Origin of the sequence: Mycobacterium sp. 852002-51613_SCH5001154 (genome assembly GCF_001667425.1) — a bacterium.
Lineage (GTDB): Bacteria > Actinomycetota > Actinomycetes > Mycobacteriales > Mycobacteriaceae > Mycobacterium.
Map to the genome: position 1 here is coordinate 19815 of NZ_LZII01000019.1, position 22371 is coordinate 42185.

The 22371-nt window shown below is 67.5% G+C and carries 21 protein-coding genes; 11 read left to right on the forward strand and 10 right to left on the reverse strand.

The features are described from left to right. Positions 1-43 precede the first annotated feature (43 nt). The 6 genes from A5750_RS05955 to A5750_RS05980 form a co-directional block, all read right to left on the reverse strand. Positions 44-451 carry a hypothetical protein gene (locus A5750_RS05955; protein WP_066952735.1) on the reverse strand — a complete coding sequence of 136 codons (408 nt, stop codon included), beginning with the start codon at positions 449-451 and terminating at the stop codon, positions 44-46. Positions 452-580: 129 nt separating this feature from the next. Further along, entirely contained in the window at positions 581-1129 is a 549-nt protein-coding gene (locus A5750_RS05960) for a YbhB/YbcL family Raf kinase inhibitor-like protein (protein WP_066952737.1), read from the reverse strand. Beyond that, a complete protein-coding gene (locus A5750_RS05965) occupies positions 1126-1686 on the reverse strand; it encodes a 3-isopropylmalate dehydratase (RefSeq protein WP_066952739.1) in 561 nt (186 codons plus the stop codon). The genes A5750_RS05960 and A5750_RS05965 overlap by 4 nt, the downstream gene beginning before the upstream one ends. Continuing rightward, a complete protein-coding gene (locus tag A5750_RS05970) occupies positions 1683-2930 on the reverse strand; it encodes an aconitase/3-isopropylmalate dehydratase large subunit family protein (protein WP_066952742.1) in 1248 nt (415 codons plus the stop codon). Before A5750_RS05970 ends, A5750_RS05965 begins: the two co-directional genes overlap by 4 nt. Continuing rightward, the gene (locus tag A5750_RS05975) at positions 2921-3805 is read right to left on the reverse strand and encodes an oxaloacetate decarboxylase (protein WP_067261601.1); all 885 of its coding nucleotides are present in this window, start codon (positions 3803-3805) and stop codon (positions 2921-2923) included. Before A5750_RS05975 ends, A5750_RS05970 begins: the two co-directional genes overlap by 10 nt. A gap of 10 nt (positions 3806-3815) precedes the next feature. Further along, positions 3816-5237 (reverse strand): MmgE/PrpD family protein, encoded by a 1422-nt coding sequence (locus A5750_RS05980; protein WP_067261603.1) that lies wholly within the window; start codon positions 5235-5237, stop codon positions 3816-3818. Positions 5238-5318: 81 nt separating this feature from the next. Here A5750_RS05980 and A5750_RS05985 point away from each other — a divergent pair, with 81 nt between their 5' ends. Beyond that, positions 5319-6137, forward strand: a complete 819-nt coding sequence (locus tag A5750_RS05985; RefSeq protein WP_369829480.1) for a GntR family transcriptional regulator — start codon at positions 5319-5321, stop codon at positions 6135-6137. On the opposite strand, the gene A5750_RS05990 is transcribed toward A5750_RS05985, so the two are convergent. Together A5750_RS05990 and A5750_RS05995 are read right to left on the reverse strand one after the other, a co-directional pair. Continuing rightward, positions 6134-7012 carry a ribokinase gene (locus A5750_RS05990; protein WP_067261605.1) on the reverse strand — a complete coding sequence of 293 codons (879 nt, stop codon included), beginning with the start codon at positions 7010-7012 and terminating at the stop codon, positions 6134-6136. The two genes, A5750_RS05985 and A5750_RS05990, sit on opposite strands and share 4 nt — an antisense overlap. 64 nt (positions 7013-7076) lie before the next feature. Continuing rightward, positions 7077-7754, reverse strand: a complete 678-nt coding sequence (locus A5750_RS05995; RefSeq protein ID WP_082959052.1) for a cation transporter — start codon at positions 7752-7754, stop codon at positions 7077-7079. Between the two features lie 230 nt (positions 7755-7984). Between A5750_RS05995 and A5750_RS06000 the strand changes: the two genes are divergently transcribed. The 10 genes from A5750_RS06000 to A5750_RS06045 all read left to right on the forward strand — a co-directional run bounded on the left by A5750_RS06000 (position 7985) and on the right by A5750_RS06045 (position 18880). Further along, positions 7985-10144: an adenylate/guanylate cyclase domain-containing protein gene (locus A5750_RS06000; protein WP_066952752.1), complete on the forward strand. Its 2160-nt coding sequence runs from the start codon at positions 7985-7987 to the stop codon at positions 10142-10144. After that, positions 10141-11586 (forward strand): mechanosensitive ion channel domain-containing protein, encoded by a 1446-nt coding sequence (locus A5750_RS06005; protein WP_067261608.1) that lies wholly within the window; start codon positions 10141-10143, stop codon positions 11584-11586. The genes A5750_RS06000 and A5750_RS06005 overlap by 4 nt, the downstream gene beginning before the upstream one ends. Positions 11587-11691: 105 nt before the next feature. Next, complete coding sequence (locus A5750_RS06010) at positions 11692-12975, forward strand: glutamate-5-semialdehyde dehydrogenase (RefSeq protein WP_066952756.1); 1284 nt, start codon at positions 11692-11694, stop codon at positions 12973-12975. A gap of 34 nt (positions 12976-13009) precedes the next feature. Beyond that, positions 13010-13885 (forward strand): MoxR family ATPase, encoded by an 876-nt coding sequence (locus tag A5750_RS06015; RefSeq protein WP_066952758.1) that lies wholly within the window; start codon positions 13010-13012, stop codon positions 13883-13885. A gap of 10 nt (positions 13886-13895) precedes the next feature. Next, a complete protein-coding gene (locus A5750_RS06020) occupies positions 13896-15341 on the forward strand; it encodes a VWA domain-containing protein (RefSeq protein WP_067261611.1) in 1446 nt (481 codons plus the stop codon). Between the two features lie 161 nt (positions 15342-15502). Next, positions 15503-16156 (forward strand): nicotinate-nucleotide adenylyltransferase, encoded by a 654-nt coding sequence (nadD, locus tag A5750_RS06025; protein WP_255360749.1) that lies wholly within the window; start codon positions 15503-15505, stop codon positions 16154-16156. Then, positions 16153-16542 carry a ribosome silencing factor gene (rsfS, locus tag A5750_RS06030; RefSeq protein WP_066952762.1) on the forward strand — a complete coding sequence of 130 codons (390 nt, stop codon included), beginning with the start codon at positions 16153-16155 and terminating at the stop codon, positions 16540-16542. Before nadD ends, rsfS begins: the two co-directional genes overlap by 4 nt. After that, positions 16539-17213: a glucosyl-3-phosphoglycerate phosphatase gene (gpgP, locus tag A5750_RS06035; protein ID WP_066952763.1), complete on the forward strand. Its 675-nt coding sequence runs from the start codon at positions 16539-16541 to the stop codon at positions 17211-17213. The genes rsfS and gpgP overlap by 4 nt, the downstream gene beginning before the upstream one ends. Next, positions 17203-18045 (forward strand): diglucosylglycerate octanoyltransferase, encoded by an 843-nt coding sequence (gene octT, locus A5750_RS06040; RefSeq protein WP_066952765.1) that lies wholly within the window; start codon positions 17203-17205, stop codon positions 18043-18045. The genes gpgP and octT overlap by 11 nt, the downstream gene beginning before the upstream one ends. A gap of 4 nt (positions 18046-18049) precedes the next feature. Continuing rightward, positions 18050-18880 (forward strand): DegV family protein, encoded by an 831-nt coding sequence (locus A5750_RS06045; protein WP_066952767.1) that lies wholly within the window; start codon positions 18050-18052, stop codon positions 18878-18880. Here the strand turns inward: A5750_RS06045 and A5750_RS06050 are convergent. Then, positions 18877-21786 (reverse strand): RND family transporter, encoded by a 2910-nt coding sequence (locus tag A5750_RS06050; protein ID WP_066952769.1) that lies wholly within the window; start codon positions 21784-21786, stop codon positions 18877-18879. The genes A5750_RS06045 and A5750_RS06050 overlap by 4 nt on opposite strands. Then, positions 21783-22250, reverse strand: coding sequence for an MmpS family transport accessory protein (locus A5750_RS06055; protein ID WP_197505366.1), 468 nt, complete (start codon positions 22248-22250; stop codon positions 21783-21785). Before A5750_RS06055 ends, A5750_RS06050 begins: the two co-directional genes overlap by 4 nt. Positions 22251-22371: the final 121 nt, after the last annotated feature.

Sequence of the window (22371 nt, forward strand, 5' to 3'; positions counted from 1 at the left end):
TCGGGGCCCGCCCGGGATCATCGGACCGGCCCCGAGCGTCCGCTCACGCCCGCGCGCGGCGCCAGCCCTGGTACTGCAACTCCGCGAACACCAGCGTGTAGGCGCCCGCCGCCAGATTCAACGCGATGCCGGCCGAGGTCAGCGGGAAGACATCCGCGAGCACCAGAACTACGGCGGCCACCGTGTAGGCCACATTGGCGATGATGACGCCCATACCGGCGCGCAGCACCGATCGCATGCTGGCGAGCCCGAACACGAGCACGCCGTAGCCGATCAAGAACGCGGCCATGGTGTATTCGAACGCCTTCGTGGTGCCCGAAAGCTCGGCGAGCCGGCCGACCAGCGGGATACCGGCCAGGCCGACCAGGCCGCTGATGGCGGCGTCGGCGCGCATGGCGAGGCGAAGCAGGCCGTCCCGGGTGCCCGTGCGGTCAATGGTGGTGGCGGACATTGATGTTCCTTTCGTCGATGGCTGACAACGATCGCCACTGACGCTGCCCGCAAACCACTGCCAGATCGACACCAGACGCTGCCAACCACTGCCAACCGCAGGTCAGGCGGGTCGCGTCGACCCGCGCGCTCAGCGTTCGTAGGTTGCGGTCAGCACGCCGCGGGCCAGCACGTGCCCACGGATCGCGGCCAGCAGCGCCTTGGCCGTGGCGATGCCGTCCGGCACCCGCTGGTCGATCGCGAACACATGGAATCGGTAGTGGTGCGGCCCGTGGCCGGGGATCGGGCGCGGCCCGGCGTACCCGCGATGGCCCAGATCGGCTCGCAGGCACCGCAGGCCTGCCGCGTCGGGCTGCAACCCGCCGGCATCGAGGCCCTCCAGCGTCGGCTCGATCACCGCGGCGGTGTGCAGCAGCGGGCGGGGCAGCGGCACGTCGACGTCGTCGATGATGAGCACCAGCTGCCGGGTCCCCGGCGGCGGCGCGCTCCACCGCAACGGCGGCGACACATTGTCCCCGACGCCCTTGCCGGCGCTGGAGGCCGGCATGCCGCCGCCATCGGTGAACGCGGCGCTGCTGAGGCTGATGGAGGCGGGCGCATCGAACGCCGGCCCGGCAAGGGGACTTCGGTGCGCGCCGGCGCGGACGCCGCGCAGCAGCCGGCCCGGCAGCGCCGTCATGCGCCGCTGCCCGCGCTGCGGATCGCAACAGTGGGCGACCGCAGGAGATCACCCAGTTCGCTGGGAAGATAACCCTGCTCCACCAACCGGGGCAGTACGCCGCCGCTTTCGATGATGTCGAGGATGAGCCCGGGGAGTCTGGGGACGCGTCCGGATGCACCCGTGGTGTCGTTGCGCCAGGTGCCGCCGGTCAGGTCGAAGGTGGCCGTGTCGCCTTCGTGGAAAACGCTGGTGGCGTCGGGCACGGTCATGGCCGGGAGGCCGGCGTTGACGGCATTGCGAAAGAACAAGGAGTTGAATTCCTCGGCGACCAGTCCCGCGACGCCGAGTTCGACGAAGAGGGCCGCCACCGGCCGTGAGGATCCGAGCCCGAAGTTCCTGCCCGCCACCACGATGTCACCCGGGGACACCTGGTCGGTCCAACCCGGACGAACCTCGTAGAAAATGTGCCTGGCGGCTTCGGACGGATCCATCTTCATCGCGAAGGCCGGATACATGGCGTCGGTGTTGAGGTTGTCTCCGAACAGCCAGAGCTTGCCCCGAAACTCCACGGTCATGCCGTCACACTCCTCGGGTCGGTGATGTAGCCGGTGATCGCCGACGCGGCGACGGTGGCCGGTGATGCCATGAAGATCTCGGCCTCGGTGCTGCCCATGCGCCCGGTGAAGTTGCGGGTGCTCGAGGTGATGCATACCTCTCCGGGACCGACCACACCCATGTGGTAGCCGAAACAGGCGCCGCAGGTGGAGTTCGTGATGACCGCACCCGCGTCCGCCAGGTCCTGCAAGTACCCCAGCCGCATGGCCTCCCGGTACACCGCCTGGGAGGCGGGCGTGACCAACAGGCGCACACCGGGTGCGACGGACTTGCCGCGCATCACCCGTGCGGCGATAGCGAGGTCTTCGAGCTGTCCGTTCGCGCACGAGCCGATGAAGGCCTGGTCGACCTTGCGGCGGTCCAGCTGGGAGACGGGCAGCCCGTTGCGGCTGACCGTTCCCGGTCGCGCCACGTAGGGCTCCAGTGTCGTCAGATCGACACGGCGGATCTCTTGGTATGCGGCATCGGAATCCGGTGTGACGGCACCGTATTCGGTGACACCACGGTCGTCGAGAAACGACGTCAATACGTCGTCGGGCTCGAACGTCGCGAAGTCGGCGGAAACCTCGGCGCACTGGGTCGCGACGGTCCGCCGGTCATGCATCGGGATGCCGGCCAGGCCGGTGCCGCCGAATTCCAGGTTGCGGTTCGGGGCATCGCCGTACTCGTTGGCGATATGCAAGAAGATGTCTTTTCCGCTGACGGTCTCGGGCTTGGCGCCCTCGAGCTCGTAGCGGATTGTGGGCGCGACCTGAAACCATGTCGTGCCGGTGCACATGATCGAATAGATCTCCGCGGGCCCGAGGCCCCGCGCGGCGGTGTTGTAGGCGCCCGCCGCGCAGGTGTGAGAGTCGGTGCAGGCCAAGATTTCTCCGGGCCGCGCCAGTCCGTTCTCGGCGATCACCTGGTGGCAGATGCCGTGCCGGCCGACGTCATAGAACCGTTCGACGCCGAAATCGGCGACGAATTCGCGGGCCCGCGGACCGCCCGCGGCGTCTTTGATTGTCGGTGCGGGCACGGCGTGGTCCATGACGACCGCCAGCTTGTCGGGGTCGTGAATCCGGTTGGGCGTAATCCACATCGTGGCGAACTGCAAATCGATGAGCACGGTCATATCGACGTCGACCACGACGGTGTCACCCGCGGACACCGCATCCAGACCGGCTTTGCGGGCGAAGATCTTCTCGATGATCGTCATGCCCATGAGGGGTCCTTTCGCGCGTAGCGGGCATCGCGTTCCAGCCAGTCGGCCATTCCGACCATGTTGAAGAAATCGGCGGGTGTGCTGGGCAGGTGGCCGGCGATGTCGGTGCCGTTCAATTCGCAAAGGCTCTGCAACATACCGAAAGTCGCCTGCATCAAGAGGTTGCTCGGATGGATCGCGATGGCGTAGCCCAACTCCTGCAGCCGCGAGGCCGACTGCAGCGGTGTCAGGCCACCGAGCACCAGGTTGATCAGCAGGGGTGCGTCCACTTCGCGCGCGATGCGCTCCACCTCGCCGGCGTCCTGCGGCGCCTCGACGAAGATGATGTCGGCACCCGCCTGCGCGTACCGGTTGGCGCGCTCGATGGCGGCGTCCAGGCCGAGGGGCGCCCGCGCGTCGGTGCGGGCCACCACCAACAGGTTGTCATCGGAGCGGGTGTCCAGCGCCGCGGCCAGAGTCTGCTCGAACACCGCAGTGTCGACCACCTGTTTGTCGGGCAGGTGGCCGCAACGCTTCGGAAAGACCTGGTCCTCCAACTGAATCGCGGCCACCCCCGCCGCGTCGTAGGAGCGAACGGTGCGCACCACGTTCATGGGCGCGCCGTAGCCGGTGTCGGCGTCGGCGATCAGGGGGACGTCACCCAGCGCGTCGGTGATCATCGCGACCCGGCCGGCCATCTCGGTTGCGGTGACCAGCCCGATGTCGGGTAGGCCGAAGCCGGAGGCTGCCACGCCGGCGCCGGTCATGTACGCCGCGGTGTGGCCGGTGCGTTTCGTCAGGTGTGCGGAGATGCCGTCGAAAACGCCTGGCGCGACGATGAGTTCCCGGGTGCTGAGCATGTCCTTCAGCCGTTGTCGGGCCGGGGTAGTGGCCATGAGTTTCCTTTCAGTCCAGCGCGCCCGCGACCGGGGCCGCGAGCAGATCCGTCAGTTGGTCGATGTCGTCGAGGTCGTCGAGATTGACCACCGCCCGCTCGATCGCTTCGGCGCGCGACCGGCTGGTGACCCGGTCGGCGAGCGAGTGGAACTTGTCGACGAGTTCGTCGTTGGCGACGGGGTCGGTGGGCGCGCCATGCGGCAAGGCCACACGGGCGCGGTGGACCGCACCGTCACGGGTGGTGACCGCGACATCGGTGCGGAATTTCTCGGTGAAATCGGCGTGGGTGAGCGATTCGTCCAGGTGCACCGTCGTCGCCGCGATGAGCGACCAGATGTCGTCCGAATCGAGGCGGGCGGGGGTGAACTGCTCGGGCAGCACGTTGCCGTCGAGCAGCGCCGCGGCGGTCACATAGCCGATGTTCATCTGGGCGCCGATCGGGGTCAGCGGTTTGTCCGGCTGCCACCAGCCGTGCTTGTAGATGGTCTCGCCCACGGTGATGTCGATTTTCGAAATATCCTCGGGCGCAACGGATTCGCGCACCAGCCTGGCGGCGTCGATCGCTGCGTGCACCCCACCCATCGCGGCGTAGGACTTGACCATGATGATGGTGGTCTCCCAGCGTTGGCCGAGTTCGCCGGTCAGCGGCGCGGCGTCGGGATCGTGCCCCTCGCCGAAAACGCTGAGAAACCCGCCGTATTCGCGCTCGAACACCCGCTTGATGCCGGTGTAACCGGCCGCCGCCAGTCCCGCCGCGTAGAAGCCGTTGCGCGCCGCGAAGCCGTGGTGCATGCGCTTGCTCATGGCCTCGTACTGCGCGGCCATCAGACCCGCCGACTGCGTGCCGGCCAGCCCGAGGGCGTCCTCCAATTGCGCCGGCGGCAGCCCGCGTAACTTTCCCGACGCCATTGCCGCGGCGTGGGTGCCGAAAACCGAGCCCGAGTGCCAGCCGCGGTCGAGCATCTGAGTGCCGTGCAGCGTGTAGCCGACGCGCGGACCCACCTCGAAGCCGGCGATCGCGGCCAGCAGGAGGTCGGCACCGGTCGAACGGTGCGGCCGCGTGGACGCCGTCGAGAGCAGCGCGGGAATCAGCAGCGAGCAGCTGTGCAGCGGGGCAAGGGGGTGAAAGTCGTCGAGCTCGAAGCCCTGGATGAAGGTGCCGTTGAGGATCGCCGCCGCGGGCGCTCCGGAGGTGCGTCCGGTGCCGATGACCACGGTGTCGCCGGGACTTTCGAGCGCGACGACGGCGTCGGTCGCGATGCGTGACCACGGCAGTTGCGCCCCGACGAGCGCGCAGCCGATCCCGTCCAGGAGCAGGTGTTTCGCACGGTCGAGGACGGGACGCGGGACGGTGTCGAGCGTGAGACCGGCGACCCAGGTGGCAAGTCGCCCGGTCGGCCCTTCCGGGTCGGTGGCGGCCGGGGCGTTCATCGGGCCTCCCTGCGCTCTGGGTCAGTTGTTATATACATATAACAACTGATCGGACTGCGCAAGGGAGGCCGTGTGGAAGCATTGACGACCGTGCAGCAGGGCAAAGGTGGGCCGGTATCGGCGGCGGCCGGGGTACCGCTGCACCGGCAGCTGTTCTTGGTGCTGCACGACGAGATCGACCGTGGCGTCATCGCCCCTGGCGACGCGTTGCCAACCGAGCAGACCCTGTGCGACCAGTTCGGCGTATCGCGCATCACCGTGCGCCGGGCGCTGGGGGACCTGGCCGAGCAGGGATACATCGAGCGCAGGCACGGTGTCGGGTCGTTCGTGCGGCCGCACGGCCCAGCGGATGTCTCGGGCGTTTTGGCGGCGGGGCGTTCCTTTATGCAGGGGCTGCGACAGACGCAATTCGAAACCAAGGTCGATGTCGTCGAGCTGGGGAAGCGCCGTCCCCCGAGGGCCATCGGTGAGGCGCTGGAAGCTCCCGGCGAGTTGCTGCAGATCGTGCGGGTGCGGCGCCAACGCCGAACCGATGAGCCGTTGATGGTGACCGAAGCCTGGCTGCCGCCGGAATGGTCCGACGTGCTGACCGAGCGGGAACTGCGGCGCAGACCGCTTTACGAGCTGTTATCGGACGGGGGCGTCGTCGTGGACCGCGTGCTGCACGAGATCACGGCGGAGATCGCCGGACCCCGCCACGCGCACCTGCTCGGCACGGCCATCGGCGCCGCGCTGCTGCGCGTCAACCGCCTGTCGTTCGTGGCCGAGGCGCCGCATCACTACGTGTCGACCGTGTTGTCGCCGAGCCGCAGCCGTGTCCTGCTCAGCCAGACGGCGGAGGAGATGGAGACCGGCGACGGCCTGAGAATCGCCCACGACGTCGGCGGGGACACCGGCTAACGGGCGTCGTGCAGCGCCGCGTCGATCGCTTCGGCATCCGGTGCGCAGTTGCCGGCGCCCGGCACCAGCGTCGCCAGTGCGCCGGCGGCGCAGGCGCGCCGCAATGCGCTCAGCCGCTGGGCAGGCGAACCGGGATGCGGCGGCCAGCTGCCGGCCAGCACTCCGGCGAACACGTCACCGGCCCCGGTGGTGTCCACCGCGGCCACCGGGGGAGCGGGCACCAGGAATTCGCCGTCGACACCGACGTACCGGGCGCCGCGCGCGCCCAGCGTCGTCACCAAGTGTGTTGGGCGCCAGGGCCATTCGTCGGCCTCGGCTTCGTTGGCGATCACCACGTCGGCTGCGGCCGCCAGGTCGGCCAGCGAGTCCTGGTCCCGGCCGGCCGGCGAGGCATTGACGATGACGACCGCCCCGGCCGAACGGGCCTGTTGCGCTGCGGCCACCGCCGCCTGCACCGGAATTTCCAACTGCGTCAATAACACATCGCAGCCGGCGATGACGCTTCGCACGGCCGCGGCATCCAGCGCCAGCCGGCCGTTGGCGCCCGGCGCGACCACGATGGTGTTCTCGGCGTGGGCGTCGACGACGACGATCGCCGTGCCGCTCGGCCCGGGCGTTTCGGCGGTGGCGTCCAGGCGCACGCCGTTGTCCAGCAGGTGGGCGCGCAATTGGCGGGCGGCCGGGTCATCGCCGATCGCGCCGACGAATTGAACCCGTGCGCCGGCGCGCGCCGCCGCCACCGCCTGGTTACCGCCCTTGCCGCCGGGCGCGTAGGTCAGCGACGACGCCAGCACCGTCTCGCCGGGAGAGGGGAGGGCATCGACGCGCAGCGACAGGTCCATGTTCACGCTGCCGACCACACAGACCCGTGCCATTACGTTGACGTTAGCCGATTCCAAGAGCCAAACAGTGTGCCGTGACGTGGTTTTGGCGCCTGGGTCAGCATGCGCATTCCTCGCCACGCCACGCCGCGAAGCCCTCCCGGACCGCAAAGCCGGCGATGGCGAGTCCGACCGCCGGGTCCAGCCACCAGCCGCCCGGCCACACGGCGATGACGGCCAGCGTGAGAAGGACCGCCGCTGATTGCGCAGCGCAAAGATAGTTCTGTGTGCCCTCCCCGGCCGTGGCCCGCGAGTCCAGACGCCTGCCGAGCCTCTGCTTGGCCCGGCCGAGAAGCGGCATCAGGATTAGCGCCGCGGCGGTCAACGCCATCCCGATCCATGTCGTTTCGGGGCGGGCCCCGGCGAGCAGGCTACGGACCGATTCGAAGGCGACGTAGGGCGCGACGAGCCAGAACGAGACGGCCACCCCACTTTGCGCCCGGCGCTCCGAGGTCTCCGACAGCGTGCGTGCACCCGTGAACCGCCACACGACGATCACGCTCGCCAAGCCCTCGACCGCGCTACCCAGCGCCCAGCCGATCAGGGAGACGGATCCGGCGGTGAACCCTTGCCACAGGCCGAGCCCGCCCTCCGCGCACATCCACGCCAGGCTCGCCCACGCGAGCCATCGCACCAGGCGCGCAGCCCGTACCCATTCGGCGTCACGCTCCGGGCGACGGATGGTTGTCACGTCGGTCGTCCCGCAACCGCGACCCTCCGCGCACCCATAGCTCATAACGCCAAGAATAAGTGGGCTCCGTTAGCTGAATGAAGGGTTGGGCGGCGTCGGCGTCGAATGCTTTGCCGCAATCGCCCATATCTGCAGACACGCGCGCTAGTGTGCTGCGTGAGCGATGCTGCGTGTCCGAGGAAGGGCGAAGTCGAGTGACATCGAGCGAGCTAAGAGACGCTGAGCCGGCTTCCAACACCACACCGGAACATGCCGCGGGGCAGGCTCCGGCCGAAATGCCTGTGACAGAGCAAGGCCCGGCCCGCAAGCGCCATAAGTTCCGTCGCCGTCGGCGTTTCCGAATCGGCCTGCAATCCAAGCTGCTGCTGATGTTGCTGCTCTCCAGCATCCTGTCGATCGGGGTGATCGGGTTCATCGGGGCGTCGTCGGGCCGCAACGCCCTGCGCCAAGTCGAATCCGAGCGACTCACCGAACTGCGCGAGTCCCAGGCGCGCCAGGTGCAGTCGCTCTTCAGAGAGGTGACCAACTCCCTGATCGTCTACAGCGGCGGCTTCAGCATCGTCGAGGCGATGACGGCGTTCACCGATGGATTCGCCCAGTTGTCCAATGCGACGATCAACCCGGCCCAGCAGCAGGCGATCGTCAACTACTACGACGACAACATGATCAAGCCAATCAAACGGATCACGGGTGAAGATCTCGATCGCAACGCCATCCTCCCGAGTTCCAACGCGCAGAAGTACCTTCAGGCCTACTACACCGCGCCCTACCGTTCGATCTCCGAGGCGAGGAAGGTCGACGACGCCGGCGATGGCAGTGCGTGGTCGGCGGCCAACGCTCGCTACGGCTTCTACATGCGCGAGATCGTCAGCCGCTTCGAATACCCCGATGCGCTGTTGCTGGACATGCAGGGCAACGTCGTCTATTCGGTGAATAAGGGCCCGGACTTGGGCACCAACATTCTGACCGGGCCTTACCGGGAATCCAAGTTGCGCGATGCGTACCAAAAGGCCTTGCGCTCCAACGATCTCAGCTTCGTCTGGATCACCGACTTCCAGCCGTACCAGCCGGAACTCGACACCCCCACGGCGTGGGCGGTGTCGCTGGTGGGAATGAACGGGAAATTCAACGGCGTCATGGCCCTGCCACTGCCGATCTCGAAGATCAACAGGATCATGACCGCCGACAAACACTGGGATGCCGCGGGAATGGGCCCGTCGACCGAGACTTACCTCGCCGGAGCCGACAACCTGATGCGTTCCGACTCGAGGCTTTTCCTGGAGGATCCGGCCGAATACCGGCGCGAGGCGGTGGCATCGGGCACGCCGCCCGACGTGGTCGACGAAGCGATCCGGCTGGGTGGCACGACCCTGGTCCAGCCGGTCCCCACCGCGGGCCTTCGCGCCGCCCAACGTGGACAGACCGGAGTCATCAGCGCCACCGACTATATGGGCAACAGGGAGCTGGAAGCCTACGCGCCGCTGAGCGTGCCGAACTCCGATCTGCACTGGTCGATCCTGGCGACACGGGACAACTCCGACGCTTTCGCGCGCCTGGGCAGGTTCAGCAGGACGGTAGTGCTGGCGGTGGCGATCATGATCTTCGCCATCTGCGTGGCGTCGATGGTGCTGGCCCAACTGATGTTGCGGCCGATCCGTCGGCTGCAGGCCGGCACGCAGAAGATCAGCTCCGGCAACTACGAGGTCGACATCCCGGTCACCACCCGCGACGAGATCGGCGACCTGACCGCTGCTTTCAACGAAATGAGTCGCAGCCTGGCAATCAAGGAGGAACTTCTCAACGAACAGCGCCGGGAGAACGACCGCCTGTTGCTGGCGCTGATGCCCGAGTCCGTCGTTCAGCGATATCGCGAGGGTCAGGAGACCATCGCGCTGGAACACCAGGGCGTGGCCGTCATCTTCGCCGAAATCGTCGGGCTCGACGAGGTTTCCGTGGATGTATCCGGCGACGAGCTCGTCGGGATCGTCGACGAACTGTTCCGGCAGTTCGATTCGGCGGCCGAATCTCTGGGCGTCGAGCGGATTCGCACGTTCCATAACGGCTATCTCGCCAGCTGCGGTGTGGTCACGCGGCGGCTGGACAGCATCCACCGCAGCGTCGACTTTGCTATCGAAATGCGCCAAATCATCGATAGATTCAACGGCCAGACCGGCCACCAGCTGCGCCTTCGGGTGGGCATCAGCACCGGTGACGTCATCAGCGGACTGGTGGGCCGTTCGGGGCTCGTCTACGACATGTGGGGCGCCGCGGTCAGCCTCGCTTACCGGATGCAAAGTGGCGCAAACCAATCGGGTATCTACGTCACCTCCCAGGTCTACGAGGCGATGCGGGACGTGCGGCAGTTCACGCCGGCCGGCACCATTTCGGTCAGCGGAACCGACCAGGCGATCTACCGGTTGTCGGAGCGATCATGAACCTGTTCGACTCATCGTGGTTCTACTGGGCCATCGGCGTAGCGGTCGGATTCCCGGTGGCCTTGATCCTGCTTACCGAGCTGCACCGCACGCTGGTCCGCCGACACAGCCAGTTGGCCCGGCAGGTAAGCCTGCTGCGTAACTACCTGCTGCCGCTGGGTGCGTTGTTGCTGCTGCTCGTCGAGGCTTCGCAGGTGCCCGCCAAAGACGGCTCGGTGCGGATCCTGACCACGCTCTTCGGCCTGCTGGTGCTCGTGCTGGTGTTGTCCGCGCTGAACGCCACCGTGTTCGAGGGCGCGCCCGACAAGAGCTGGCGCAAACGGCTGCCCACCATCTTCGTCGATGTCGCCCGCTTCGGAGTCATCGGCGTCGGCCTGGCGGTGATGCTGTCAATGATCTGGGGCGTCCGGATCGGTGGCCTGTTCACCGCGCTGGGCGTCACCTCGGTGGTCATCGGTCTGATGCTGCAGAACTCCGTCGGCCAGGTGGTGTCCGGGTTGTTCATGCTGTTCGAGCAGCCGTTCCGGATCGATGAGTGGCTGGACACCGGGACCGCGCGGGGGCGTGTCGTCGAAGTGAACTGGCGGTCCGTGCACATCGACACCGGCAGCGGCATCCGCATCATGCCCAACTCGATGCTCGCCAGCACCTCGTTCACCAACCTCAGTCGCCCGTCGCGCGCGTACGACTGCGCGATCACAACCAAGTTCGCGCCCGGCGATTCCCCGGACAAGGTGTGCGCGATGCTCACGCGGGTCGCTACGGCGTTGCCGGCCCGCAGGCCCGGAACCTTGCCCACCGCAGTCTCCTTGGGCGGCGCCCAGTACCGCACGACCATCCGGTTGGCGTCCCCCGCCGACGCCGAAGCCACCGAAGCGACCTTCCTGCGCTGGGTTTGGTATGCGGCGCGGCGGGCGCGCCTGCATCTTGACGGTGCCGACGACAACTACTCCACCAAACAACGCGTGGAAAAAGCCTTGCGCACGGTCGTCGCGCCGGCGTTGCGGCTGAGCCATACCGATCAGCAATCGCTCGTCCCGTACGCGAAGCTCGTCCGCTACGGTGCCGACGAAATCCTCGAATCCGCCGGCCAGGTCTCGCCCGGCATGACCTTCCTGGTGGCCGGCCGGGTGCGCTTGACGGCGACGACCGACGACGGCTCGGTGGTGCCAGTCACCACCCTGGACGAGGGATCGTTCCTAGGCCTGACCGCGCTGACCCGCCAGCCCAACCTCGCCGGCGCGTATGCGCTGGACGAGGTGACGGCACTGCAGATCGATCGCGAGCACCTCGAGCATCTGGTGATGCGTAAGCCGTTGCTGCTCCAAGACTTAGGACGACTCATCGAGGAGCGACAAGCCAAGGTGCGACAGGTGACGCACCGTGAACGGACCAGCCCGGCCCGCATCGGGGTACCGACGGCGGCAAAAACACTTCGCTGACCCACCGGAGACCGCGACTTGATAGTCGGCGCGTTACGCGCGGGGCGGATGCCGTAATACCCGGGCCGCCTCACCTGGCCGGTTAAGGCCCGATACCCTGGTTCAATGAGTCTGCAAGCACCATTCCTCAGCGGTGGGGCTCAACAGCGGGAGTCTGACTTGCGCCGGGAGGTCCACAACGCCGCCCGCCGCGCCCGGGTCGCGTCCCGCGTCCTGGCATTGCTGCCGACGGTCGCCAAGGACCAGGCACTGCGGTCGGCGGCCGACGCGATAGCGGCCCACACCGATTTGATCCTGTCGGCCAATGCCGAAGACCTCAGCGCCGCCGAGGCCTCCGGCACCCCGACCGCGATGCTCGACCGGTTGGCGCTGGACCCCAGACGTGTCGAGGGAATTGCCGCCGGCCTGCGTCAGGTCGCCGGGTTGCCTGACCCGGTCGGCGAGGTGCTGCGTGGCTACACCCTGCCCAACGGTTTGCATCTGCGGCAGCAGCGCGTGCCGCTCGGCGTCGTCGGCATGATCTACGAAGGCCGGCCCAACGTGACGGTCGACGCCTTCGGTCTGGCGCTCAAGTCGGGCAACGCCGTGTTGCTGCGCGGAAGTTCTTCGGCCACCCGGTCCAATCAGGCGCTGGTGCAGGTGCTGCGCGCTTCGCTGGTCAGCGAGGACCTGCCCGCCGATGCGGTGCAACTGCTTTCGGCCGCCGACCGCTCGACGGTCACGCACCTGATCCAGGCCCGCGGCCTGGTCGACGTGGTGATTCCGCGCGGGGGAGCCAGCCTGATCAACGCGGTGGTCCGCGACGCGCAGGTGCCCACCATCGAGACCGGCGTGGGCAACTGTCACGTATACGTCCACGAGGGCGCCGACCTGGACGTGGCGGAACGGATCCTGCTGAACTCCAAGACCCGTCGGCCCAGCGTCTGCAACGCCGCCGAGACGCTGTTGGTCGATGCCGCCATCGCCAAGAAGGCGCTGCCCCGGTTGGTGGCCGCCCTGGAGGATGCCGGCGTGACCGTGCACGGCGGGTTCTCGGCGGACGCGGGGGAGGACGACCTGCGCCGCGAGTACCTGTCGATGGACATCGCTGTCGCGGTGGTCGACGGCATCGACGCCGCGATCGCCCACATCAACGAGTACGGCACCGGGCACACCGAGGCCATCGTCACCAGCAATATGGCTGCGGCGCAACGGTTTAGCGACGGCGTCGACGCCGCCGCGGTGATGATCAACGCGTCGACGGCGTTCACCGACGGTGAGCAGTTCGGTTTCGGCGCCGAGATCGGCATCTCCACCCAGAAATTGCACGCGCGCGGCCCCATGGGGCTGCCGGAATTGACCTCGACCAAGTGGATCGCGTGGGGCGACGGGCAAATCCGCCCCGCCTGACCGCGACGAAAAGTGCTTTAGGAGAACCGAGATAGTGAGCGTGCCCGCCCGGCCCAAGCCGCTGTTCGCCGACATCGACGACGTCTCGCGACGGTTGGCCGAGACCGGTTACCTGCCCGACACCGCCACCGCGACCGCGGTGTTCCTGGCCGACCGGCTGGGCAAGCCCCTGCTGGTGGAGGGCCCCGCCGGCGTGGGCAAGACCGAGCTGGCCCGCGCCGTCGCCCAGGCGACCGGTTCCGGACTGGTCCGCCTGCAGTGCTACGAGGGGGTGGACGAGGCTCGCGCCCTCTACGAGTGGAACCACGCCAAGCAGATCCTGCGCATCCAGGCCGGCTCCGGGGACTGGGACCAGACCAAGGACGACGTGTTCAGCGAGGAGTTCCTGCTGCAGCGTCCGCTGCTGACCGCCATCCGGCGCACCGAGCCCACGGTCTTGCTGATCGACGAAACCGATAAGGCCGACATCGAAATCGAGGGCCTGCTGCTCGAGGTGTTGTCCGACTTCGCGGTGACCGTGCCCGAGCTGGGCACGATCGCCGCCGAGCGGACGCCGTTCGTGCTGCTGACCTCCAACGCCACCCGCGAACTGTCGGAGGCCCTCAAGCGTCGCTGCCTGTTCTTGCACATCGACTTTCCCAGTCCCGAATTGGAACGCCGCATCCTGTTGTCGCGGGTGCCCGAGCTGCCCCAGCACCTCGCCGAGGAGCTGGTGCGAATCATCGGCGTGCTGCGCGGCATGCAACTCAAGAAGGTGCCGTCCATCGCCGAGACCATCGACTGGGGCCGGACGCTGCTCGCGCTGGGCCTGGACACCATCGACGACTCCGTCGTTGCCGCCACCCTGGGCGTGGTTCTCAAGCATCAGTCCGACCAGCAGCGCGCAACCGGCGAGCTCCGGTTGAACTAGGGACGCACCGATGGCCCCCCGCCGCATCCGACCGACCCGGCCCCTCGCCCCGCACGGGCTGCCCGGCCACCTGGTTGGCTTCGTGGAAGCCCTTCGCGCGGTGGGGATTTCGGTGGGACCGTCCGAGACGGTGGACGCCGGGCGGGTGATGGCCACCCTCGGTTTGGGCGATCGTGAGGTGTTGCGCGAGGGCATCGCCTGCGCCATGTTGCGCCGTCCCGAACACCGCGAGACTTACGACGCCATGTTCGACCTGTGGTTTCCCGCGGCGCTGGGCACCCGCGCGGTGGTGACCGACGAGGAGGCCGACGCGCAAGGCGATACCTCGTTGCCGCCCGACGACGTCGAGGCGATGCGCCAGATGCTGCTGGATCTGCTCACCGAGAACCCCGAGCTCGCCGACATGGACCAGCGGCTGGTCGCGATGATCGCGCGCATCGTGGAGGCCTACGGCAAATACAGTTCCAGCCGCGGCCCGTCGTTCTCGTCGTACCAGGCGCTCAAGGCGATGGCCCTGGACGAGTTGGAGGGCAAACTGCTGGCCGGGCTGCTCGCCCCGTACGGCGACGAACCCACGCCCACCCAGGAACAGATCGCCAAAGCCATGGCGGCGCAGCGGATCACGCAATTGCGCAAGATGGTCGACGCCGAGACCAAGCGGCGGACCGCCGAGCAGCTGGGCCGCGACCACGTCCAGATGTACGGCATCCCACAGCTTTCCGAGAACGTCGAGTTTCTGCGGGCCTCCGGCGAACAGCTGCGCCAGATGCAACGGGCGGTGGCTCCGCTGGCCCGGACTCTGGCCACCCGGCTGGCGGCCCGGCGGCGCCGCAGCCGCGCGGGCGTGATCGACCTGCGCAAGACGCTGCGCAAGTCGATGTCCACCGGGGGCGTGCCGATCGACGTGGTGCTGGCCAAACCCCGCCCCGCGCGCCCGGAGCTGGTGGTGCTGTGTGACGTGTCCGGCTCCGTCGCCGGGTTCAGCCACTTCACCCTGCTGCTGGTACACGCGCTGCGCCAACAGTTCTCGCGGGTGAGGGTGTTCGCGTTCATCGACACCACCGACGAGGTCACCCAGATGTTCGGGCCCGAAGCCGACCTGGCCGTGGCGATCCAGCGGATCACCCGGGAGGCCGGCGTGTACAGCCGCGACGGGCATTCCGACTACGGCAACGCCTTCGCGTCGTTCGTGCAGGCGTTCCCCAACGTCCTTTCCCCGCGCAGCTCGCTGCTGGTGCTCGGTGACGGCCGCACCAACTACCGCAATCCGGAGACCGAGCTGCTGGCCCACATGGTGACCGCCAGCCGGCACGCGCACTGGCTGAATCCCGAGCCCAAACACCTGTGGGGCAGCGGCGACTCGGCGGTGCCGCGTTACCAAGAGGTCATCACGATGCACGAATGCCGGTCGGCCAAGCAGCTCGCCGCCGTGATCGACCAGCTGCTACCGGTCTGAGGGCGTTCTTCCTCCCTGCGTCACGCTGGCGTGACGCTCGGCCACCTGCGTCACGCTGGCGTGACGCTCGCGGGAGGCCCCCGGGGTGCCGACCGGCCCGCGGGCTGAGGAATCGGGCCGGATCGCCGCCTCAAGTAAGCTGGCAAATCGTGCAAAAGCAGCTGCGCAGGCTGGGAGTGATGGGTGGGACGTTCGATCCCATCCATTACGGGCACCTGGTTGCCGCGAGTGAGGTCGCCGACCTGTTCGACCTCGACGAAGTGGTGTTCGTCCCCAGCGGTCAGCCCTGGCAGAAGGACCGCCACGTTTCCGCCGCCGAGGACCGATACCTGATGACGGTGATCGCCACCGCGTCCAACCCGCGCTTCTCGGTGAGTCGGGTCGACATCGACCGCGCCGGGCCCACCTACACCAAGGACACCCTGCGGGAACTGCACGCCCTCAACCCCGATTCGCAGCTGTACTTCATCACCGGGGCCGACGCGCTCGCTTCCATCCTGTCCTGGCAGGGCTGGGAGGAGTTGTTCGAGCTGGCGCGGTTCGTCGGCGTCAGCCGGCCCGGCTACGAGCTGCGGCGCGAACACATCACCGGCGTGCTGGGCGAGCTGGCGGAGGACGTGCTGACGCTCGTCGAGATCCCGGCGCTGGCGATCTCGTCGACCGACTGCCGTCTGCGCGCCGAGCAGCACCGGCCCCTGTGGTACCTGATGCCCGACGGCGTGGTGCAGTACGTCTCCAAGCGCCGGCTGTATCGCGGCGAACAATCGAAGGACACCGTGAGCCGATCAACCCTGCCCGCCGGGAAGAACACATGACCGCCACGCAGGAGGCGATCGACATGGCGACCGTGGCCGCCGGCGCGGCCGCCTCGAAACTGGCCGACGATGTCGTCGTGATCGACGTGTCCGGTCAACTTGTCATCACCGACTGCTTCGTCATCGCTTCGGCGTCCAACGAGCGGCAGGTCAATGCCATAGTCGACGAGGTCGAGGAGAAGATGCGCAGGGCGGGCTACAAGCCGGCGCGCCGGGAGGGCACCCGGGAGGGCCGCTGGACGCTGCTGGACTACCGCGACATCGTCGTGCACATCCAGCACCAGGACGACCGCGACTTCTATGCCCTGGACCGGTTGTGGGGCGACTGCCCGGTCGTGCCGGTGGACCTGGCCGCGGTTCCCGACGACTCGGCGGGCGCGCAATGACGATTCGTCGGCTGATCATGTTGCGGCACGGGCAAACCGAGTTCAACGCGGGCAGCCGCATGCAGGGGCAGCTGGATTCCCAACTCAGCGAGCTCGGGCGGGCGCAAGCGATCGCCGCCGCCGAGGTGCTCGGCAAGCTACAGCCATTGCTCATCGTGTCGTCGGATCTGCATCGCGCCTACGACACGGCGATCCGGCTCGGGGAGCGGACCGGCCTGCCGATCCGGGTGGATCCGCGGTTGAGGGAAACCCATCTCGGCGACTGGCAGGGGCTGACGCACACCGAGGTCGACACGCAGGCCCCCGGTGCCCGGCTGGCCTGGCGGGAAGACGCCACCTGGGCGCCCCATGGTGGCGAAAGCCGGGTCGACGTCGCCGCCCGCAGCGTTCCGTTGGTTACCGAACTGGTCTCCGGCGAGCCGGAATGGGGTGGCCCCCAGCACGCCGATCGGCCGGTGGTGCTGGTGGCCCACGGCGGGCTGATCGCCGCGCTGTCGGCCGCGCTGCTCAAGCTTCCGGTCGCGAACTGGCCGACCTTGGGCGGCATGGGCAACGCCAGCTGGGTGCAGCTTTCCGGCCATGCCGACGACTCCGGGGCGGGTTTCGACAGCATCCGCTGGCGCCTCGATGTGTGGAACGCTTCGGCGCAGGTGCCCAACGATGTCCTCTGATGCACGGCCCACCCTGCTGATCTTCGCCGACTCGCTGGCCTACTACGGGCCCACCGGCGGCCTGCCCGCCGACGATCCGCGCATCTGGCCCAATATCGTTGCAGCGCAATTGGGTTGGGATGTGGAACTCATCGGTCGCATCGGCTGGACCTGCCGCGATATCTGGTGGGCGGCGACCCAGGACCCGCGCGCCTGGGCGGCGCTGCCCAGGGCCGGGGCGGTCATTTTCGCGACCGGCGGCATGGATTCGCTGCCGTCGGTGCTGCCGACCGCGCTGCGCGAACTGATCCGCTACGTGCGCCCGCCGCGAGTGCGGCGCTGGGTCCGCGACGGCTACGGCTGGCTGCAGCCCAGGCTCTCGCCGGTGGCCCGGTCCGCGCTGCCCGCGCACCTGAGCGCCGAGTACCTCGAACAGACCCGCAACGCAATCGATTTCAACCGCCCGGGTATCCCGATCGTGGCCTCGCTGCCGTCGGTGCATATCGCCGACACCTACGGCAGGGCCCACCATGGCCGCCCGGCGACCGCCGCGGCGATCACGGAGTGGGCGCAAACCCACGACGTTCCCCTGGTGGACCTCAAAGCGGCTGTCGCCGAGCACATCATGAGTGGGCGCGGAAATCCCGACGGCATTCACTGGAATTTCGAAGCGCACCAGGCGGTCGCCGAGCTGATGCTGAAGGCCCTGGCCGAAGCCGGCGTGGCGACGATGCAGGGGGGGCACCGCCCGCTTGCGGGGGACGCGCAGCGCGATGAGGTGGGGGCACCTCCCGCTTGCGGGGGAGAGCCGCGCAATCAGACCGGCGTTCACACCGACAAGCCACGCGGGTAGCTCGATGTCCGTCGTAGTGGTGACCGACGCGTCGGCGCGCTTGCCGGCCGACTTGCTGGAGCAGTGGGCGATACGGGTTGTGCCGCTGCACATCCTGCTCGACGGTGTCGATTTGCGTGACGGCGTGGACCAGATCCCCGACGACATCTACAAGCGTCACGCCACCACCGCGGCGGCCACACCGGCCGAACTGGCCGACGCCTACCAGCAGGCGCTGGCCGACAGCGGCGGGGACGGCGTGGTGGCGGTGCACATTTCGTCCGCACTGTCGGGCACCTGCGGCGCGGCGGAACGGACCGCCGCCGACCTGGACGCCCACGTACGGGTCGTCGACTCGAAGTCGACCGCCATGGGCACGGGCTTCATCGCATTGGCCGCCGCGCGGGCCGCCGCCGCCGGCGGTGACCTCGACGCTGTCGCCGGCGCGGCGACCGCGGCCGCACGGCAAAGCCACGCCTTCATGGTGGTGCACCGGCTGGACAACCTGCGCCGCAGCGGGCGAATCGGCGGCGCCAAGGCATGGCTGGGCACGGCGCTGGCGCTCAAGCCGCTGCTGCGCATCGACGACGGCAAACTCGTTCTGGCGCAACGGGTACGCACCGTCACCCACGCGACGGAGGCGATGATCGACCGGGTCTGCGGGGTCGCCGGCGACAGTCCGGCCGCGCTGGCGGTTCATCACGTCGCCAACCCGGACGGCGCCAAGGAAGTGGCGGCGGAGCTGGCGCGCAGACTACCGGTCTGCGAGCCGGCGATCATCACCCCGCTGGGGCCGGTGCTGGCGCTGCATGTCGGTGCCGGAGCCGTCGCGGTGGTCGTGCAGCTGCCGACTTAAGCCGGCACCGCGCGCCGGGCGTTGTCGCCGCGGGGGTGTACCACCTGCGGCCACCAGAACCATCGTCCCAGCAGCGTCGCGATCGACGGCATCAGCAGCGTGCGCACGATCAGGGTGTCGAGCAGCAGACCGATGCACACCGTCGAGCCGAACTGGCCCAGCACCCGCAAGTCGCTGCCGAGCATCGAGGCCATCGTGAAGGCGAACACCAGGCCCGCGGCCGTCACCACCCCACCGGTACCCGCCATCGACCGGATGATTCCGGTCTTGAGCCCGGCATGGATCTCTTCTTTGAATCGCGAGACCAGCAGCAGGTTGTAGTCGGATCCGACGGCCAGCAGGATGATGACGGACAGCGCCATCACGATCCAGTGGATTCTGATGCCGAACAGGTCCTGCCAAATGAGCACGGACAGGCCGAATGACGCGGCGATCGAGCTGGCCGCAGTGCCGACGATCACCAGCGCGGCAACCACGCTTCGAGTCAGCAGGAGCATGATCATGAAGATCAGCGTCAGGGCCGACACCACGGCGATCATCAGGTCGTACTTCTCGCCGTCGGCCATGTCCCTGAACGTCGGGGCCGTGCCGCCGAGATAGACCTTGGCGTCCTGCAGAGACGACTGCTTGAGTCCCTCCTGCGCGGCGGTGCGCTCGGCGTCGACCCGCGAAATACCTTCCGGCGTCATCGGATCGCTCTGGTGGGTGATGAAGAATCGCGCCGACTTACCGTCGGGCGACAAGAACATGCGAAGGCCCGTCTGGAAATCGGGGTTGTCGAAAGCCTCCGGCGGCAGGTAGAAGAAGTCGTCGTTCTTCGACGCGTCGAAGCTCTGCCCCATCACGATCGCCGTATTGCTCATCGCCTCCATCTGGTCGATCATCGCCTTGAACGTCTGGTACAGGGTGAGCGTGATGCCCCTGGTGGTCTTCAGCGTGGTGATCAGCGTGGGAAACAGCGCATTCAGGTCGTGGGTGGCTTTGGCGGTGTGCGCGATGTCGGCGGTGAGGTAGTGGAACTGCTCGGCGAGCTGGTCGAACCCGTCGAACGTGTCGAAGAGGGACCGTAACCCGATGCACACGGGGATGTCGTAGCAGTGCCTCTCCCAGTAGAAGACGCTGCGAATCGGCCGGAAGGTGTCGTCGAAATCCGCGATGTGGTCACGCAGGGTATCGGTGATTTGCGACGTCACGGCCGTGGTCTTTGCGCTGTCGTCCGCGGCGTTCGACAGGTCTAGTGACACCTCGTATTGGCGCTGTGTGGTTTCGATCTGGGTCTGCAGGTCGTCGGCCATTCTGAGGATGTCGGCGATGCGCTCCTTCAGGAAGCCCATGTTCTGCATCGTCGTCTGGCTTTGGATGCTGTTCTGGAACGGTATCGAGCTGTGCTGAATCGGAATGCCCAGCGGCCTGGTGATGTCCTGAACCATGGCGATGCCGAGCGTGCGCATCTCGTTCTTGGCGACCCGGTCCAACACCAGCATGTCGGCCGGGTTTCGCATGTCATGGTCGGACTCCACCATCAGCATGTCGGGGTTCATCCGGGCCTGCGAGAAATGGCGGTCGGCGGCCGCCTGCCCGAGATTGGATGGGGCGGAGGTCGGTAGGTAGTAGCGGTCGTTGTAGCTCGTCTTGTAGCTCGGCAACGCGACCATGCCCACCAACACGACCGCGGCGCTCACGGCCAAAACCGGTGCGGGCCAGCGCACCACCGCGGTGCCCACCCGCCGCCAGAGCCGCCCGCGCTTGGCCGCCCGCTTGGACTCGAAGAGGTGAAAGCGACTGCCCACGAAGACAACCGCCGGACCCAGCGTCAGTCCGGCCAGCACCACCACCAGCATGCCGATCGCCACAGGGGCGCCCATGGTGTTGAACCAGGGCAACCGCGTGAAACTCAGGCAGTACGTCGCCCCGGCGATGGTCAGCCCCGACCCCAGCACAACCGGGGCCACCCCTTTGAAGGTGGTGTAGTACGCGGTTTCTCGATCCTCGCCGGCGCGCAACGCTTCTTGATAACGGCCGACGAGGAAGATGCCGTAGTCGGTGCCGGCCGCGATCGCCAGCATGGTGAGGATGTTGGCGGCGAAAGTGGTGAGCCCAAATGCGTTGTGGTACGCGAGAACGGCGACGACACCCCGCGAACAGGCCAGCGCGACAAAGGTCATGAACAGCTGGACCAGCGTGGTGACGATGGACCGATAGACCAGCAGCAACATGATCGCGATGGCACCCAAGGTGAACAGCGTGATCTTGGCCAGGCTGGCGTTACCGATGATGTGCATGTCGTCGGACAACGCGGCGGGACCGGTGACGTAGGCCTTCACACCCGGTGGTGCCTTGTTCTCGTCGATCACCTTGCGCACGGCGTCCACCGACTCGTTGGCCAGCGTGGTGCCCTGGTTTCCGGCCAGGTTGATCATCACGTACGCGCCCTTGGCGTCGGCGCTTTGCGCGCCCGCGGCGGTGAGCCGATCGCCCCAGAAGTCCTGGATGTGCTGGATGTGCTGGGGATCCTTGCGGAGGTCCCGAATCAGCTTGTCGTAGTACTGGTGCGCGTCCGGGCCGAGGGGCTGCTGGCCCTCCAGCACGATCATGACCGTGCTGTTGGAATCGAACTCGCGGAAGTTGTGGCCCAGCCGCATCATCGCCTTCATCGACGGCGCGTCCAGCGGTGTCATCGGCGCCGAATGGGCCTCGCCGACCTTTTCCAGCGTCGGGACGATGACGTTCACCAGGACCGTGACGAACACCCAGCCCACGATGATCGGCACCGCGAAGATTCGGATCGAGTGGGGCAGGTATGGCCGGTGGCCGCGCTCGGCCTTTGCTTGGGCCGGCGTCGTGACCGGTCCGGTGTCCTCGGTGTCCGCGGTGCCCAGGTGGCCCTTGCCCGTGCCGTCGCTCATGCGGACTTCACCAGGCAGAAGGTCTGCGCGTTGTGGCCGTCGGAGTTCCGCTGTTCGCGGACGACGCCGTCGACGGTGATCTTGCAGCTGATCTCACCGCTGTCGCTCTGCGCCATGATGTTGGCGCTCACCGAGGGCAAGGTGGTCGAGATGGTGGTCGACCACGGCAGTGGCGCCGCATTGACCTGATGGGTGTTGGCGTTCTCGTCCCAGTAGTTGATGTTGGCGGTGGCCCCGGGTGGCCCCGTGATGTCGTACACGACGACCTTCGGGTTGAACTGTACGATTTCGATCCCCTTGCCGGAGTTCGCGTTGAGATCCTGCGAGCCGAAAATCTTGTGGAGCCGCGACACGATCAACGCCGAAAGGGCCAAGACCACCACCAGAAGCAGCGGTATCCACGCCCTTTTGAGGACGCGGGTCACGGTGCCGGTACGTGGACCTGAGTCTGGACTAGCCACCACCTGACCGCCTTCCGCATTACCGCCACCCCGGCGCTGCCGCAAAGCTCACCTACGTCGCCGACGACACCGATGTCCCTCGACAATTTGCTCAGCTAAGCACTCTAAACCTTAGTGCACGCAA

Excerpts from the sequence above, each read along its gene's own strand:
- A5750_RS05955 (WP_066952735.1), bottom strand. The coding sequence starts at position 451 with ATGTCCGCCACCACCATTGACCGCACGGGCACCCGGGACGGCCTGCTT.
- A5750_RS05960 (WP_066952737.1), bottom strand. The coding sequence starts at position 1,129 with ATGACGGCGCTGCCGGGCCGGCTGCTGCGCGGCGTCCGCGCCGGCGCG.
- A5750_RS05965 (WP_066952739.1), bottom strand. The coding sequence starts at position 1,686 with ATGACCGTGGAGTTTCGGGGCAAGCTCTGGCTGTTCGGAGACAACCTC.
- A5750_RS05970 (WP_066952742.1), bottom strand. The coding sequence starts at position 2,930 with ATGGGCATGACGATCATCGAGAAGATCTTCGCCCGCAAAGCCGGTCTG.
- A5750_RS05975 (WP_067261601.1), bottom strand. The coding sequence starts at position 3,805 with ATGGCCACTACCCCGGCCCGACAACGGCTGAAGGACATGCTCAGCACC.
- A5750_RS05980 (WP_067261603.1), bottom strand. The coding sequence starts at position 5,237 with ATGAACGCCCCGGCCGCCACCGACCCGGAAGGGCCGACCGGGCGACTT.
- A5750_RS05990 (WP_067261605.1), bottom strand. The coding sequence starts at position 7,012 with ATGGCACGGGTCTGTGTGGTCGGCAGCGTGAACATGGACCTGTCGCTG.
- A5750_RS05995 (WP_082959052.1), bottom strand. The coding sequence starts at position 7,754 with ATGAGCTATGGGTGCGCGGAGGGTCGCGGTTGCGGGACGACCGACGTG.
- A5750_RS06000 (WP_066952752.1), top strand. The coding sequence starts at position 7,985 with ATGCCTGTGACAGAGCAAGGCCCGGCCCGCAAGCGCCATAAGTTCCGT.
- A5750_RS06005 (WP_067261608.1), top strand. The coding sequence starts at position 10,141 with ATGAACCTGTTCGACTCATCGTGGTTCTACTGGGCCATCGGCGTAGCG.
- A5750_RS06010 (WP_066952756.1), top strand. The coding sequence starts at position 11,692 with ATGAGTCTGCAAGCACCATTCCTCAGCGGTGGGGCTCAACAGCGGGAG.
- A5750_RS06020 (WP_067261611.1), top strand. The coding sequence starts at position 13,896 with ATGGCCCCCCGCCGCATCCGACCGACCCGGCCCCTCGCCCCGCACGGG.
- rsfS (WP_066952762.1), top strand. The coding sequence starts at position 16,153 with ATGACCGCCACGCAGGAGGCGATCGACATGGCGACCGTGGCCGCCGGC.
- gpgP (WP_066952763.1), top strand. The coding sequence starts at position 16,539 with ATGACGATTCGTCGGCTGATCATGTTGCGGCACGGGCAAACCGAGTTC.
- octT (WP_066952765.1), top strand. The coding sequence starts at position 17,203 with ATGTCCTCTGATGCACGGCCCACCCTGCTGATCTTCGCCGACTCGCTG.
- A5750_RS06045 (WP_066952767.1), top strand. The coding sequence starts at position 18,050 with ATGTCCGTCGTAGTGGTGACCGACGCGTCGGCGCGCTTGCCGGCCGAC.
- A5750_RS06050 (WP_066952769.1), bottom strand. The coding sequence starts at position 21,786 with ATGAGCGACGGCACGGGCAAGGGCCACCTGGGCACCGCGGACACCGAG.